The sequence below is a fragment of the Pseudoalteromonas agarivorans genome, from assembly GCF_024518735.1.
GTDB classification, from domain to species: domain Bacteria; phylum Pseudomonadota; class Gammaproteobacteria; order Enterobacterales; family Alteromonadaceae; genus Pseudoalteromonas; species Pseudoalteromonas atlantica.
The window spans coordinates 230,549-245,265 of the sequence record NZ_JANIGJ010000001.1; the positions used below are offsets into that span (position 1 = coordinate 230,549).

Here is a 14,717-nt window from a genome sequence, read left to right on the forward strand (position 1 = left end):
GTCTTTCTACTTTTAAAACAGTACAGACACGATATTTATACCAATCGACTTAAATATTTAGCCTTTCTCGCGTGCTAAATAAAGCGTTAACTGCGTTATAAATTTCTCATGTAGAAAAACTACATGTCGAAATTTATGCCTTGTTATCACTCTATTTATCCGTCGCTATAAATGTCTAATTACTTAACACGATTGGTATTATCTGGCTTTTTTAGCCTCAAGCGCTTCTATTTCACTCCAGATTTTTTCGGCTTCTGCGCTTAACATGGCGTAGCTTTTAATATCGCCTTTACGCTGTGCTTGCATGCCTTGCTCAAGCTTTGCGTCATACTCTTTGCGTAGTTTTTTTGTCGGGTCTGATTTAAATAGTGAAAACATGGGGCTCCTTAGTTTTATAAAAGTATTAGGGCGTGTTGATCTTTGCGGATTGAAATTTGTTCAATCTAGGGGCGATTAAATCGCGGCGCGAGGTTTGTAACCTAGTGGGCTAAGTAAAAACCGAGTAAAGCTTCCGCGTCCTGCTCACGCCCCTTACCTACATCCATGTAGGCAACAAAGAGTTTATCGCCCCTAGGCAGAACCCGAAGGGCAGCGCATGTTTGGCATTTATGCTGCGTTATCGCCTATTTATGGGGAGTAACCACACTTCATAGGCTCTGCCTTGCCTAAAAACCAAACATACTGCTGCAAATTCAACCATCAGAGATCAACACGCCCTAGCATTACCATACGCTACAAAGAGCTAAATAGTTCTTTTAGCCGTAGGGCGTTTACCTTGTTATATAAAAACAAGGTAAACGCATTATTTGCTATGCTGCGGTTACTAACGGTTTTATTGCTCAGGCTCAAGGCGTTTAATTCCTTGTCCGTCAATGCCTAAGTAAATATAGCCATCACTGCCTTGTGCTAAGCTGCGGACGCGGCCTATCCCTTCTAAAATTTTATATTGCTTTGAAACACCTTTGTTAGATATTTCCAGTGCACTTAAAAACGAAAACTTCATAGACGATAGCAAAAGCTTACCTTTTAATTGCGGGTACTTATCGCTGCTAACCAATAACATGTCAGAAGGGGCAATGGAGGGGGTCCAATGCAGTACGGGCGATTGCATGCCGTCTTTTTCTTGTATGTTGGTAAACGACGTACCGCTGTAATTAACACCATAACTAACCACCGGCCAGCCATAATTAGCGCCCGCTTTAATTATGTTTAGCTCATCGCCGCCGCGTGGGCCGTGCTCATGAGACCATAACGTTTGTGTTGTTTTATCAAACCACATGCCTTGCGGGTTACGATGTCCGTAAGACCAAATAGCGTGCTTAGCGCTTTTTTGATTTACAAACGGGTTATCACTTGGGATACGGCCATCAGCGTGTAAGCGATAAATTTTACCGCCATCACGGGTTAAGTCTTGCGGGTTTTTATCGCGCGAGCCGCGATCGCCAATCGAAAAGTAAACATACCCTTGGTTATCAAACACAATACGGCTTCCGTAGTGCTGGCCTTTTGTGCTGTTATGCTCACCTTTGTATAGTAATTGTGTGCTTAAAAGCTCAGTGCGATCGTCACTAAGCTTGGCGCGCATTAGGGCTGTATTACTGCCACTTTTAGCGCCTTGGGTACTTGAGTAAGTTATGTAAAGCCATTGGCTATTGTCTGGTCCGCTATGTAGGGCTAAATCTAGTAAACCGCCTTGCCCGTTAGCATCAATTAGCGGCAAACCCGAGAGCTTAGTTAAGGTTGATGAGTTTTTAGGCAGTAAATAAAGTGCGCCGCTTCGCTCGGTTATAAGTAAATCACCGTTACTTAATGGCTCGATAGCCCAGGGGATAGTTACCCCTTTAGCCACACTGACGGCCTTTACATTGAGCGGTAACACATCAAGGGTTTTGTAATCAACAGCTGCCACCGGCGTTGAAACGAGTACAGCTATAAACGCCGTTGATAATGTTTTAGCAATCGTTTTTATAGGTAAAAACACAGTTGTTGTCCTGTCCAATAAATAAGCAAGTAATACCTACATTAGCATGCTGCTGCTGATTTTGCTAAATGTAGTGCTTTAATAAAAACTATATATATTTCAATCATAAAGAGTTTACCCGCAGTGCTGTATGGCTGTTTTTAATAATTTAAACAGCTATTTATTACACCTTAATTGAGGCTTTAGTACAGCGCTTTAAATTAGGACGCTGCGTAAAAATTGCGCTAAAAAAACTGAATATTTACTCTAATACTATTGAAATTAATTTTTTTGGGCGTACACTTGTGCGCTGAAGTTTGAGCGTACACATGTAAGTTCAAATTCAATATTTAATATCCAAGAGATTAATAGTGATGATTACTAAAGTATTAGACCAATTTTCGAAGTGGTTTTTACACCATCAAAGCTTTGCAGGCTACATTGAGCCCATTATGCAAATGGTTAAGCCTGCGTGGCGTGCTGGTCTTTATAGAGCAAAAATAGAAGAGCTGACGCAGCACAATGGTGATTTTTTAAGTATTACCTTAAAGCCTACTCAGCACTGGCAGGCACACAATGCTGGCCAACATATTAGTTTAACGGTAGAAATAAACGGGCGTTTATTAACTCGTGTGTTTACGGTTGCCTCAAGCCCTGAGCAATTTAAAACTACGGGCTTGGTGCGTTTATTAATTAAAACTAATGAGCAAGGGCGTTTTACAAGCCTTTTAAGCAGTGCTTTACGAGTCGGTGAGTGGTGCAATATTTCAGCGCCTAGTGGCGACTTTGTTTATAAAAACACCCAAAACAATGCAACGTTTATAGCGGGCGGCTCGGGTATTACACCTATGCTAGCCATGATTAGTGAGCATTTAAAACATACCACACAAAAAGTATCGCTGATTTATTATGCCAAAGCCGCAGCGCACCAATGTGTAGACGAGCTAAGCGCATTAGCAAACCAGTTTTCGCATTTTTCGTTTTTACTGCTCACACGCGAGCAATCAGATGATATTACTCGCCATGTAAATGTATGGGAAAACCCAGACATATACTGCTGTGGGCCTGCAAACTTTATGAAAACGGTGTGTGACTTTGCTAAAAAACACCATTTAAATTACTACCAAGAGGCATTTGGTTTAACGCTGCCAAGCCAAAATGACGACAGTCTGTTTAACGTACAGATTAATAGCAGCGCTCATGTCGTAAATGCTAATAACGCATTGTTAGCACAGTTTGAGGAAAAACAATTACCGGTTAAACGCGGGTGTGGCATTGGTATTTGCCACCAGTGCCAGTGCATTAAAAAGTCAGGCGTGGTGCGTAATTTAAAAACTGGTGAGTTGAGTGATAACGGCGAGCAGTTAATTCAACTGTGTGTAAGTCAACCTGTTAGCGACTTGGAGTTACAGCTATGAAAAACATAAACTTTGATCAGTTAGCCCACGATTTAGATAGCATAAAAATGGATACGCTAGGCAAAGTAGGGCAACAAGATGCAAACTACATTCGCTCGGTTGTTAAAAAGCAGCGGCTATGTGAGTGGAGTGGCCGTATTTTACTTATGCTGGGCTTTATTCAGCCACTTTTATGGGTTGCGGGTGTACTGTTATTAGCGCTGGCAAAAATTTTAGACAACATGGAAATTGGCCACAATGTTATGCACGGCCAATACGATTGGATGAACGACAAGCAGCTTAACTCACAACACTACGAATGGGATATTGCCTGCGATGGGCAAAGTTGGCATCGCGTTCATAACTTTGAACACCACACCTACACTAATATTATTGGTAAAGACCGCGACTTTGGTTATGGCTTATTACGTTTAAGTAATGATTTTAAATGGCGTTTAAAAAATGTGTGGCAGTTTATTACGTATATTAATTTAAGTGTGCTGTTTCAGTGGGGGGTGTCGTATCACGAGCTGGCAGCGGAACGTGTGTTTATAGGTAAAAAGAAAGAAAACCGCGAAGGGGGTGTATCGCATTCTACCCTAAAACAGCGCTTTTTTAGTAAAGGTGCGCGCCAATTAATAAAAGATTATGTGACATTTCCTTTATTGGCAGGCCCTTTGTTTTTATGGGTATTAGCGGGCAACTTACTGGCAAATTTAATCCGTAATTTATGGACCTCAACCATTATTTTTTGTGGCCACTTTACCGAGGACACCGAAACCTTTAAACAAGAAGATTGCATAAACGAAACGCAAGGGCAGTGGTACTATCGCCAAGTTTTAGGCTCATCAAATATTACAGGCCCGCATTGGTTTCATGTTTTAACTGGGCATTTAAGTTGCCAAATTGAGCATCACTTATTTCCTGATATGCCGTCCTCACGCTATCAAGAAGTCGCCCCGCAAGTGCAAGCCGTTATGCAAAAACACGGTATTGATTATCATACCGGTGGTTTTTTTAAACAGTATAGCTCGGTATTAAAACGTATTATTAGGTACTCGTTTAAATAAATAATGTGCCTTTAAAAAGCCGATTAATGAAGGTGCATTAATCGGCTTTTTTGTATGTGCCTAACATTATGGCCAATTTATAAACAGCAGTTGCAAAAAATTCTTTTTGATAATTAAAAAAGCCTCAGTTTTGCTATGGTTAAATGATGCATGAATGTCATACAATGGAGAAAAATAGACCACACAAGAGAGATTAAAATGGCCGCATTCGGTACCGTGTTTATGCCGCAGATGATTCAAGCTCGTTTTTCTGATAACCAATGGAGCGAAAGCTCAATCGTCCCTTCCGATAAACTTGAACTTCATGCGGGCGCGCACGTCCTTCATTATTCAAGCACGTGTTTTGAAGGCTTAAAAGCTTTTCGCCACGAAGATGGCTCTATTTATATTTTTAGAATAGATGCAAACATTGCGCGTATGCAGCAAAGCTCTGCATTATTAAGCTTACCAAGCTTTGATGGGCAAATGCTAAAAGACATGATTATCGAGATTGTTAAAGAGTATGCTGATGAAACGCCATTACCACCAGGCTCTATGTACATTCGCCCAACTCACATAGGAACAGAGGCTGCCATTGGTAAAGCGGCTGCGCCGTCAATGAGCTCGTTGTTATATACACTTTTATCGCCAGTTGGCGATTATTTTACAGGCGGTGCTACTGCGCTGCGTGTATTACTTGAAGAAGATGGCATGCGCTGTGCCCCGCACATGGGCATGGTAAAAAGTGGCGGTAACTACGCCAGTGCACTTGCACCAATTAGCGCAGCGCGCGAAAAATACCAAGCCGATCAAATCTTGTTTTGCCCTGGCGGCGACGTACAAGAAACAGGTGCTGCTAACTTTATTCTTATTGATGGTAACGAAATTATTACCAAAGCGCTTGATAGCACGTTTTTACATGGCGTAACCCGTAATAGCATTTTAACCATTGCAAAAGATTTAGGCATGACGGTAAGCGAGCGTAACTTTAGCGTTACCGAGCTTTTAGAGCGTGCTGCAAAGCCGGGCACAGAAGCTGCACTTTCAGGCACTGCTGCGGTGTTAACGCCGGTAGGCACGTTTATTCATAACGATAAAGAATACAAAGTAGGCAGTGGCGAGCCAGGTCCTACAACAGCGCGATTACGCCAAGCATTGAACGATATTCAATGGGGTAAAAGTGAAGACAAACACGGCTGGTTAACTAAAATCTAATTGATTTGAGCAGTTCGTAGTAAAAAGCCACCGACTAGGTGGCTTTTGTGTTTTTGAGTACTTTTTGAAATGTTTAGCGCTTAAAACTTCATTTCTATTTTGCCGTACACGTAACGGCCATTAAATCCGTAGGGCGAAAAGCTCGAATAAGCAAACAAGCGAGAAAAAGTAGAGACTTCTTCTACATTTTCGCGGGTAGGATCTGGGTATACATCAAAAATGTTATTGGCACCTAAACTAAGCGTTAGGTTATCGGTAGCGGCATAGGCTACATCTAAATCAGTGATCCACTTAGGTTTTAATACCTCGTTTAGCTCAGGCGTTGATGAAGGGTCTTGGGTTTCACCATAACGCGTAGTTCTTAGTGTGGTACGCAGCGCATCATGGGTCCATGTAGCACTTAAATTGTATTTATTGCGCGGGGTGCTTACTTCAAAGCGGCGCAGCTCTGTACCTGAGAACAAGTTGTCTTGATCAAACCCAGCACCTTGCAATTCAGCGGGCGGGTCAATAATATCAGTGACTTCATTTTTGCCGTAGTTATAGCCTAAGTTAAAGGCAATATCGCCATAGCCATCGGTGATTAAGTTGTACGAGGCAACCACATCAACACCGCGCGTTTTACTATCTATAGCGTTTAAGAAAAAGCGGCCTTGGTTAGCGCCCGTACCTTCTAGCAACTCTTCTATTGCTGCGCCCGATAAATTGTTAGATAAAACAATACGGTCATCAATTAGTATTTGATAGTAATCAACCGATAAGCTGAAATTAAAGTCGGTAGACCAAGTAAAGCCAACCCCGTAGTTAGTGGCTTCTTCGGCATCAAGGCCCGGTGAGCCAAGCGCTTTGGCTACATCGCTGCTTGGTGCAAAGGTGCCGGTTTCGGTCGGAATGCTATCAACAAATACGGTAGCAACCGAAGTAAAATATTGCTGTTGTAATGAAGGCGCTCTAAACCCTGTTGAGGCTGAAGCGCGTATGGCTAAATCTTCGGTTAACGAATAGCGCGTTGCAATTTTGCCGTTAAGTGTATCGCCAAAATCTGAGTAATCCTCATAACGGGCTGCCACAGCTATGTTCCAATCATCTGTCAGGTAGGTTTCTAAATCTATGTAAAAGCTTACATTATGGCGGCTGTTGTCACCTTCTGATTCGGGTGTAAAGCCTGGAAATACTTGCGCACCTGCTGCACCAAATGGGCCATCTTCGCCTGTGACTACTCCGCCTGGGCCAAATGAGCCTTGTGCGTATGAGGCTTCTTCGCCAGCTTCTATTTGATAGCCTTCTGTGCGGTACTCAGCCCCAATGGCAACACTTACCGCGCTTTCTAAAAAGCTGACGTCTACTTCGCGGCTTAAATCAACATTTAAAGTAAGTTGATCGTATGTCAGCGTACCTGCATCAAAGCGTGTTTGGCTAGTGGGGCCGTATGACGTATTTAAACTATTGGTTACACCAAAATCGAACGCATCTTCACCATACACAGCCGATACATCGTAGTTCCAATCACTTATAAAGCCTTTAACACCTAACGCGAGTGAGTAGTCGTTTATATCTGAGGTGATCACAGGTAAAAAACCGTCGGGGTATATTTCTTCTATATTACGGCTATCGCTTGCGCGTCTATAAAAACCAGCGCCTTCACCTTCACGTTTAGAGTAAGAGCCAAATGAATACAAATCTGCATCGTTAGCTAATTGATACCCTGCATTATAAAAAACCGATAGGTCTTCTACATCCCCATTACCAAAGTTATGGTTATAGCGGTTAACTGTAAACTCGCGAGGGTCGAGTGAGCCATCTTCTAATCGGTCGTAGTTTTCGCGTTGATCGTAATCGGCACGGTTAGTTGAGTGGCGGTCGCGGTATTCAGTCGAAATGTTTAAAAAGCCATTATCACCAAGCTCTAAACCAATATTACCTTGCAAAGTAAGCGTTTGCCCATCGGTTAAAGAGGGATCGCCGCCTTCGGTAAATGCTAGGTTGCCATCGCTACCCTCAGATACCGATTCAAGCTGAGGTACGCCATCCATTTCGGTGATATTAGCCCCATAAATAGCAGCAAGGGAGCCGCCACTGCTTGCGCTTTTAAGTACAATGTTAATCACACCCGCTATAGCATCAGAGCCGTATTGCGCCGCAGCGCCATCGCGTAAAACTTCAATGCGTTCAATAGCATTAGCTGGTATTGCATTTAAATCTACAGAAGATGAGCCACGCCCCGTTGAACCATTTAAATTAAGCAGTGCGCTACTATGACGACGCTTCCCATTAACCAGCACTAAGGTATGATCGGGTGCTAAACCTCGAAGTTGTGCAGGGCGTACATGATCACTGCCATCGGTAAGCGATGCCTGTGGAAAGTTAAAACTTGGTAACAAATTGCTCAGTAGCGCGTTTGTTTCCGTAAGGCCTGAACTGGTAAGCGCCTCAGCGCCAATAATATCAATAGGTACGGCGCTGTCTTCAACTGTGCGCCCTAAACGGCGTGAGCCAATTACGCTAATTTGCTCTATATCTTCTTGTACTTGAGGTGTTTGCTGTGCCGCGTGTGCAGAAAACGCACCAAATAGCGAAAGCGATGCACCCACAGCCACTGCTGTACTCACTTTTATAAACGGAAGGCTTTTATTCATGTTGTTAATCCTCATCTGATCACCCATTGATTTAAAGTTTTTGTTTTTATAGCTGCTACTTTTTAGTGGAGCTGCTTTGAGAACATAAACCGCATTAACAAAATGAGTCAATTGAATAACATTCAATTAAAATTAAAGGGTATATAGTTACAAGGTTTAATTAATAAAACTAAATGAGGTAAAAGCTATAAATAGGCTAGGTTTTGTAAGTAACTGATGGGGCTTAAAATAATTGGCAATAATGAGGTTTACTTTTAGTTAACAGGTAAGAGCAGTGTGTACGCCTTTAATAATGGCTGTTACTCAGTGTTTTTTAAATTAAGTGTATAACCCACTTTTTATATGTTAAATAAATTAACATATAAAAAGTGGGTTATTTAAGCTGAAATTTGTATAGCGTTTAAAAAGGTTTTGAGTGATTTTTATAATAAAATAATATAAAAATTAAAATTTTATTTTACCGATAAGTATATCTTTAAACATGACCCAATCTCCCCATAAGCTATAAAGGGGGTGCTTAAAAGTGGCGGGGCGGTTTTTTTCAAAAAAGAAATGCCCAATCCAAGCAAATCCGTAGCCAATAACCGGTAATAACCACAGCAAGCTATATTGCTGCTTGATCAATGCAATAAAGATGACTGCAAGTACTAGCGTGCTGCCAATAAAGTGAAGCCTTCTGCAGGTTACATTGCGGTGCTCTTTTAAGTAATACGGGTAAAACGCTTTAAAGGAGTTAAAAGTGTGTGGTGTGTTCATAGTCAATGCTCTTATTTTTATAGTTTATTAAATATACAAGGGCCTGCTAGATTTTGCAGGAAAAATTTTTGCAAACAAGAGGTTATTTAATCGCAGTGCTAAGTTTGTAATCGAGTGGGCTCGATAACGCCTTTTGCACACGCCTATTTATTTGCAGTAACCCCTTACACAGGCTCTTCCTTTAACCAAACGCTTAGCAGGATGTGCTCGTGGCTTTTATTGTACTGGTGAGAATAACCGCTGATAGGTTTTATAGGCGTACTCATCGCTCATGCCGCTTAGGTAGTCGCATATTATGCGCATCCCTTGGTTTTGTTTTTCAGCGTCTAGATAAAGAGTTTGCGTTGTTTCGGGTAATAAACGCAGTGGGTCACTGGCAAAAGCGGTAAATAATTCAATCAGTAAGTTTTGACCTTTAAACTCTATTTGCTGCATTTCTGGGTCGCGTATTAAGCGATTAAATACAAAATGTTTGAGTATTTGTAAAACGAGCTCGTACTGTGGGTCTAGCTTTGCAGTGTACTTTAAAATAGGGCACTCAAAATCACCATGCTGAACATCTAAATGAATATGAATAATAAACATATTTACCAGCTCGCCTATGGCGTCTTTACGTTCAAAATCGTTTTTTGAAAATAAGCGTTGGGTAAGCGAGTCTAATTTAGTGTTTAACCAATCGTAATTAAGCGCGTTTAAGTGGGGTAATGCGTGTGTTTGCCAATCATCTAGTGTCAGCACTTTAGTGGCTATGGCATCTTCTAGGTCGTGCACTGCATATGCTATGTCATCGGCATGTTCCATTATGGCGCTATCTAACGATTTATAACGGGTTTTTGCACGGAACTGATCTATTGGCGTATGGCTTGTTAATAGCGCTTTGTCGTTGTCGCTTAAAGGGGCAATGATCCATTCAAATATTTGTGCATCGTCTTTGTATAAGCCTTTAGCGGGGCGCCAATCATCTGCTTTTATAAATGAACGTGTATTATTTACCTTCGGAATGGTGTGCCATAAATCGTCTATAAATGCGGGATATTTAATAAAGCCAAGCAACGTGCGGCGCGTTAGGTTCATGCCGTGGCCGTTAGAGTATGGCTCAAGTTTAGCGACTATACGCAATGTTTGTGCGTTGCCTTCAAATCCACCGTGCTCACGCATCATATAATTTAAGGCAATTTCGCCGCCATGGCCAAACGGGGGATGGCCTATATCGTGGGCTAAACATAAGGTTTCTAATAAACCGGTAGAGGGGAAGTGTTCAAAATCGCTGTGCTGTGCTTTTAAATGCCGCAATATGCCGGTACCAATTTGCGATACCTCCAAAGAATGCGTTAAGCGTGTGCGATAAAAGTCGTTTAAGCCTATCCCCATAATTTGGGTTTTTGCTTGTAAGCGCCTAAAAGCTGCGGCATGAATTATACGAGAGCGGTCTACCTGCCAGGGGGAGCGATTATCGTTAGGGCGATTTTTATACTGTTCTATTATTCGGCTTTGCCATTGCTTATCCATACTGCTTACTCACAAAACGTTGTTATACACGGTATAAGCTCAGTATACGCATGCCCTAATAAATTGCGAATGAACAAGTACATAACCTGAGGTGGGGGATAATATATTTATCGCAAGCAGCCACTTTAGCATTTTTTAGCAAAGCGCGGCCCTTAAAGGGTTACACACTGGGTGTTATTCGCGTTTATATAGTGGCTTAGGTATAATGGGGTTTCGTATGTGTGTGTATTATCCATGCATAATTGTTGTTTGAAAGAGAGACTACATGCTAAAAACCATTTTAAAGCTGTTACTAAGCGTATTTTTTTTATGGGCGCTTGCATACCCGTTTATGCAAAGTAATGAGCAAGAGGTTGAAGAACAAACCACAGGTGAACAACCTAAAACAGTAAAGAAAAAAGAAAAACCCCTGCACAATGTTACCTTACCTAAATTTTCTGAATTTGCTGATGTAAAAGAGAAAAAACAGGCCTTTTTTGATTTTATTCGCCCACATGTTGAGGCTGAAAATAAAAAAATATTACAGCAACGCGCTAAGTTAGAAATTGCGCGTATGATGCTTGAATACAACGAACCGCTCGAGAAAAAACAACAGCGCGACATCGTTAATATTTTAAAAGCCTATGGCTTACCTGAAACAGTAAACACCCTAATTTTAAGCCAAGCGCTGCGCCGTGTTGATATTATTCCTAAAGAGCTTGCGCTAATGCAAGCGGCGAATGAGTCGGCGTGGGGTACATCGCGCTTTGCACGCATAGGGCTTAACTTTTTTGGCCAATGGTGCTATTCAAAAGGCTGCGGTATGGTGCCAAGGCGCCGCAATAGCGGAGCGGCGCACGAAGTTGCTGCATTTAAGTCGGTACGCGCAGCAGTAAGCTCGTATTTTAGAAATATTAACACGCATAATGCCTACAAAGATTTACGCCTGATACGCGAAGATTTACGACAACAGCAAAAGCCCATTGCGGCAACGGCACTAACGCATGGTTTAATGTCGTACTCAGAGCGCGGCGAGGCCTACATAGAAGAGCTAAATACCATGATTAACCAAAACAGAGCTTATTTTGATGAATAAAAAACGACTCATAAATATTAACGCCATACTCATTTTATTAAGTTTGGCGGCAAGTACCGTCAATGCCAAAGAGTTTGTTATGTCGTACGATGGCTTTTACGATAGATTAAAAGTGGTTAACAAGGGCGACTTTCAGTATGCACGGGTTAACTTTTACATTAGCGATATTGCCACAAACGAGGCATGTGCTATTAAAAGCGGCACAATTTTAACTGAAAATAACGAATACCCGCTCAACTTTACCGATAAAGCACAGTTACTTTTACCGTTTGATAAGGAGCTCGATACGGATAAAGCCGTTATTGTTGTAGAGCCACAAAACCCTGATCACGATTGTCAGTTAAAACTGCAAATTGAGGCCAGCGAATTTGAAGGGCTTAGCTTAACTAAAGATTCGTTGTACACAATTAATAACGAGTTAGATGAACTTTTAACAGACTTATCGGGCTTTTTTGTTAGTAAGCTTATGTGGTTTTTATTGCCTGAGCAAAAAGGCGTTGCTGTAACATTTAAAGAGCCTGTGACCTTTAATAACCCACATATACAGTGCGAAAAATCAATCTGCCATTTTGCAGTACAGGATAACTGGGAAGATGACGTAAATTTGCTTGGTGATATAGAAAACGTAGTTAAAGTAACCCCGTGGATAGCAAAATAAGTTACTGGGGTTTAATAAAAAACGGCGCTTAATATAGCGCCGTTTTTTTATGCGTTATTTTGGCAGTGTTTGGGTTGAATCACGTCTAATTAGGGTGGGTTCAAACACGCGGTTTATGTGTAAGTTTTTATACTGATACACATCTTGTAGCACCATTTTTGCAGCCATTTCACCCATTTCTTCTACTGGGTTATCTATGGTGGTAAGTGTAGGGTAAAGATAATTGGCAAATATAACGTTATCAAAGCCAATAACCGACAAATCGTTTGGTAAATTAAAGCCATGCTCACGGGCGTATTTCATAGCACCTGATGCCATTTCATCGTTGGCACACACTAAAGCACTAAATGGAATACGCGTGTTGAGTAGTTTTTCAAGGCCTTTGCTGCCGCCAATTTCGTTAAAATCACCTTCGTAAAACAGCGTCTCATTAAAGGGGATGTTTTTTTCGTGCAGTGCTTTTTTATGGCCTTTTAAACGGTTTCTGGCATCGGCTTTAACTTGCGGCCCCGCAATATAAGCAATATTTGTGTGGCCTTGTTCAACAATAGATTTACTGGCTAAGTAGCCGCCGAGTTCGTTATCTAGGCTAATGCAGTTACTTTCAAGTGAATGTACGTACCGGTTAATAAGGTAAATAGGGGTTTTACCTTTACTTAGCTCAATTAGGTAGTCATCACTGACTGACTCTACATGTAAAATTAGCGCATCGCATTTGCGGCTAATTAAAAATTCAATGCCGTCTTTTTCTTTATCGTCTTCACTGTGACCGGTGGTAATAATAACGTGCTTACCCGCAGCGCGCAGGGCTGACTCGATGCCTGCCATCATTTGAGCAAAGAAAGGACCATGAAGCTCTGAGACCAAAATACCCACGCTGTTGGTTCTGTTTGAGGCAAGCGATTGCGCAATAGAGTTGGGCTTATAGCCCAGCTGCTGCATTGCATCGAGTACTTTTTTAGTGGTTTTTTCACTTACGCGGGTGTTTTTATTCATTACCCGTGACACTGTAGCTAACGATACGCCAGCAAGCTCCGACACTTCATAAATTGTGGCCATGTTATTGTTAACTCACTTATATCCTTTATTTTGGCGGGCAAATAATACCGTACCCACCAAATGTTAACTAGCACTAGTTTTTAGCGATGCCTGTATAGAGGCTAACTGTGCGTTGTTGAGCGTGTATTTACGCATAATAAATGCAACAAACAAAGAACCAAACGCCGGTATAATAGTAAACGATAATAAAATACCCTGTTGCGTATCAAGGCTCTGCATTGTTTGCGCTTGGTAATTATAAAAAGACAGCAGCCAGCCTGCAATTGCACCGCCTAACGCCACACCCATTTTTATAAAAAATATAACGCCCGAATACACAAGGCCAGTAATTCTTACCCCAGTTTTGTGGTGCCCGTAGTCTATGGTGTCGGCCATTTTTGCCCATAGTAGCGGGGTGGCCATATCTAAAAAAAACTTCCACAAAATAAAGGCAGCAAATGCCAAGGTAATGTTATCAGGGGAGATAAAATAGCTCACAATACATATGCCCGCAGCGATTAACTGCAAACTAATATAGGCTTTTATCTTACAAAATCGCTTAGCCAACGGCTGAGCACACGCACACCCAACCATACTGGCAACCACTCCTAGGGTCATGAAAGAGGTAATTAAATCTTCTTGCCCTAAATAGTATTTAACGTAATAAACACCTAGGGTTAAACGTAATACTTGGCCAGTGAGTAAAAATAGCGCGGCAGCGCACAGGACTCGCCATTGATCGTTTTTAATTAAGGTTTTTAGACTTTTAAACAACGACAGGTTTTGCTCAGGCGGTTGCTCTACGCGCTCTTTAGTACCAAAAAAACACAGTAAAAATAACACTAAGCCAAGCAAACTCATTGCCGTCATGGTGTATTGGTAACCTTTGGCATTATCGCCTTGGCCAAAGTATTCAACCATTGGCATTGTACAGCCCGCAACAATAACGCCGCCTAACATACCAAACACAAAACGATACGATTGCACGCTAACACGCTCTTTTACATCGTTAGTGAGCACGCCACCTAATGCGCAATAAGGAATATTTATGGCGGTATACGCCACCATAAGCAAGGTGTAGGTAGTAAAGGCGTAAATAATTTTATCAGTGCCTTCAAGCTCTGGCGTGGTAAAAGCTAAAATACTAATAAGCGCAAAGGGCAGGGCAAGCCACAATAAATAGGGCCTAAAATGGCCAAAGCGCGACTGGGTTTTATCGGCTAAGTTGCCCATAACTGGGTCGGTGATGGCATCAAACAACCTAACCACTAAAAACATGGTGCCTACCACCGCTGGAGAAAGCCCTACTACATCTGTGTAGTAAAGCATTAAAAACATCATAACTGTTTGAAAAATAATATTACTTGCCGTATCGCCAAGGCCATAGGCTATTTTTTCTTTTACACTTATCATGATGTTAGGTT

The 14,717-nt window shown here is 41.7% G+C and carries 12 protein-coding genes; 5 read left to right on the forward strand and 7 right to left on the reverse strand.

All coding sequences use genetic code 11. The features are described from left to right. Nucleotides 1–198 precede the first annotated feature (198 nt). Nucleotides 199–378: a DUF6435 family protein gene (locus NQT65_RS01020; protein WP_029772742.1), complete on the reverse strand. Its 180-nt coding sequence runs from the start codon at nucleotides 376–378 to the stop codon at nucleotides 199–201. A gap of 454 nt (nucleotides 379–832) precedes the next feature. Then, nucleotides 833–1,933 (reverse strand): PQQ-dependent sugar dehydrogenase, encoded by a 1,101-nt coding sequence (locus tag NQT65_RS01025; RefSeq protein ID WP_256850585.1) that lies wholly within the window; start codon nucleotides 1,931–1,933, stop codon nucleotides 833–835. A 401-nt stretch (nucleotides 1,934–2,334) separates the two neighbouring features. On the opposite strand from NQT65_RS01025, the gene NQT65_RS01030 reads away from it, so the two are divergent. The 3 genes from NQT65_RS01030 to NQT65_RS01040 all read left to right on the forward strand — a co-directional run bounded on the left by NQT65_RS01030 (nucleotide 2,335) and on the right by NQT65_RS01040 (nucleotide 5,621). Further along, on the forward strand, nucleotides 2,335–3,378 hold the full coding sequence (locus NQT65_RS01030) for a flavin reductase family protein (RefSeq protein WP_055255678.1): 1,044 nt from the start codon (nucleotides 2,335–2,337) through the stop codon (nucleotides 3,376–3,378). Further along, on the forward strand, nucleotides 3,375–4,427 hold the full coding sequence (locus tag NQT65_RS01035; RefSeq protein ID WP_256850273.1) for a fatty acid desaturase family protein: 1,053 nt from the start codon (nucleotides 3,375–3,377) through the stop codon (nucleotides 4,425–4,427). The genes NQT65_RS01030 and NQT65_RS01035 overlap by 4 nt, the downstream gene beginning before the upstream one ends. A gap of 150 nt (nucleotides 4,428–4,577) precedes the next feature. Beyond that, nucleotides 4,578–5,621 (forward strand): branched-chain amino acid aminotransferase, encoded by a 1,044-nt coding sequence (locus tag NQT65_RS01040; RefSeq protein WP_083901793.1) that lies wholly within the window; start codon nucleotides 4,578–4,580, stop codon nucleotides 5,619–5,621. An 80-nt stretch (nucleotides 5,622–5,701) separates the two neighbouring features. On the opposite strand, the gene NQT65_RS01045 is transcribed toward NQT65_RS01040, so the two are convergent. The 3 genes from NQT65_RS01045 to NQT65_RS01055 all read right to left on the reverse strand — a co-directional run bounded on the left by NQT65_RS01045 (nucleotide 5,702) and on the right by NQT65_RS01055 (nucleotide 10,522). Continuing rightward, entirely contained in the window at nucleotides 5,702–8,257 is a 2,556-nt protein-coding gene (locus NQT65_RS01045) for a TonB-dependent receptor plug domain-containing protein (protein WP_256850274.1), read from the reverse strand. A 444-nt stretch (nucleotides 8,258–8,701) separates the two neighbouring features. Then, nucleotides 8,702–9,013, reverse strand: coding sequence for an Mpo1-like protein (locus NQT65_RS01050; protein ID WP_024033431.1), 312 nt, complete (start codon nucleotides 9,011–9,013; stop codon nucleotides 8,702–8,704). Between the two features lie 216 nt (nucleotides 9,014–9,229). Beyond that, entirely contained in the window at nucleotides 9,230–10,522 is a 1,293-nt protein-coding gene (locus NQT65_RS01055; RefSeq protein WP_256850275.1) for an anti-phage deoxyguanosine triphosphatase, read from the reverse strand. 265 nt (nucleotides 10,523–10,787) lie between these two features. Between NQT65_RS01055 and NQT65_RS01060 the strand changes: the two genes are divergently transcribed. Further along, complete coding sequence (locus NQT65_RS01060; RefSeq protein WP_256850276.1) at nucleotides 10,788–11,597, forward strand: glucosaminidase domain-containing protein; 810 nt, start codon at nucleotides 10,788–10,790, stop codon at nucleotides 11,595–11,597. Then, on the forward strand, nucleotides 11,590–12,255 hold the full coding sequence (locus NQT65_RS01065) for a DUF2987 domain-containing protein (RefSeq protein WP_256850277.1): 666 nt from the start codon (nucleotides 11,590–11,592) through the stop codon (nucleotides 12,253–12,255). The genes NQT65_RS01060 and NQT65_RS01065 overlap by 8 nt, the downstream gene beginning before the upstream one ends. Before the next feature lie 54 nt (nucleotides 12,256–12,309). Here NQT65_RS01065 and NQT65_RS01070 read toward each other — a convergent pair whose 3' ends face one another. Both NQT65_RS01070 and NQT65_RS01075 read right to left on the reverse strand, forming a co-directional pair. Then, entirely contained in the window at nucleotides 12,310–13,314 is a 1,005-nt protein-coding gene (locus tag NQT65_RS01070; protein ID WP_256850278.1) for a LacI family DNA-binding transcriptional regulator, read from the reverse strand. 63 nt (nucleotides 13,315–13,377) lie between these two features. Continuing rightward, on the reverse strand, nucleotides 13,378–14,706 hold the full coding sequence (locus tag NQT65_RS01075; RefSeq protein WP_256845107.1) for a glycoside-pentoside-hexuronide (GPH):cation symporter: 1,329 nt from the start codon (nucleotides 14,704–14,706) through the stop codon (nucleotides 13,378–13,380). Nucleotides 14,707–14,717 lie beyond the last annotated feature (11 nt).

What these genes read in the sequence shown, in the direction of transcription:
- NQT65_RS01020 (WP_029772742.1), bottom strand. Translation starts at nt 378, where the DNA reads ATGTTTTCACTATTTAAATCAGACCCGACAAAAAAACTACGCAAAGAG.
- NQT65_RS01030 (WP_055255678.1), top strand. Translation starts at nt 2,335, where the DNA reads ATGATTACTAAAGTATTAGACCAATTTTCGAAGTGGTTTTTACACCAT.
- NQT65_RS01035 (WP_256850273.1), top strand. Translation starts at nt 3,375, where the DNA reads ATGAAAAACATAAACTTTGATCAGTTAGCCCACGATTTAGATAGCATA.
- NQT65_RS01040 (WP_083901793.1), top strand. Translation starts at nt 4,578, where the DNA reads ATGAATGTCATACAATGGAGAAAAATAGACCACACAAGAGAGATTAAA.
- NQT65_RS01045 (WP_256850274.1), bottom strand. Translation starts at nt 8,257, where the DNA reads ATGAATAAAAGCCTTCCGTTTATAAAAGTGAGTACAGCAGTGGCTGTG.
- NQT65_RS01050 (WP_024033431.1), bottom strand. Translation starts at nt 9,013, where the DNA reads ATGAACACACCACACACTTTTAACTCCTTTAAAGCGTTTTACCCGTAT.
- NQT65_RS01055 (WP_256850275.1), bottom strand. Translation starts at nt 10,522, where the DNA reads ATGGATAAGCAATGGCAAAGCCGAATAATAGAACAGTATAAAAATCGC.
- NQT65_RS01060 (WP_256850276.1), top strand. Translation starts at nt 10,788, where the DNA reads ATGCTAAAAACCATTTTAAAGCTGTTACTAAGCGTATTTTTTTTATGG.
- NQT65_RS01065 (WP_256850277.1), top strand. Translation starts at nt 11,590, where the DNA reads ATGAATAAAAAACGACTCATAAATATTAACGCCATACTCATTTTATTA.
- NQT65_RS01070 (WP_256850278.1), bottom strand. Translation starts at nt 13,314, where the DNA reads ATGGCCACAATTTATGAAGTGTCGGAGCTTGCTGGCGTATCGTTAGCT.
- NQT65_RS01075 (WP_256845107.1), bottom strand. Translation starts at nt 14,706, where the DNA reads ATGATAAGTGTAAAAGAAAAAATAGCCTATGGCCTTGGCGATACGGCA.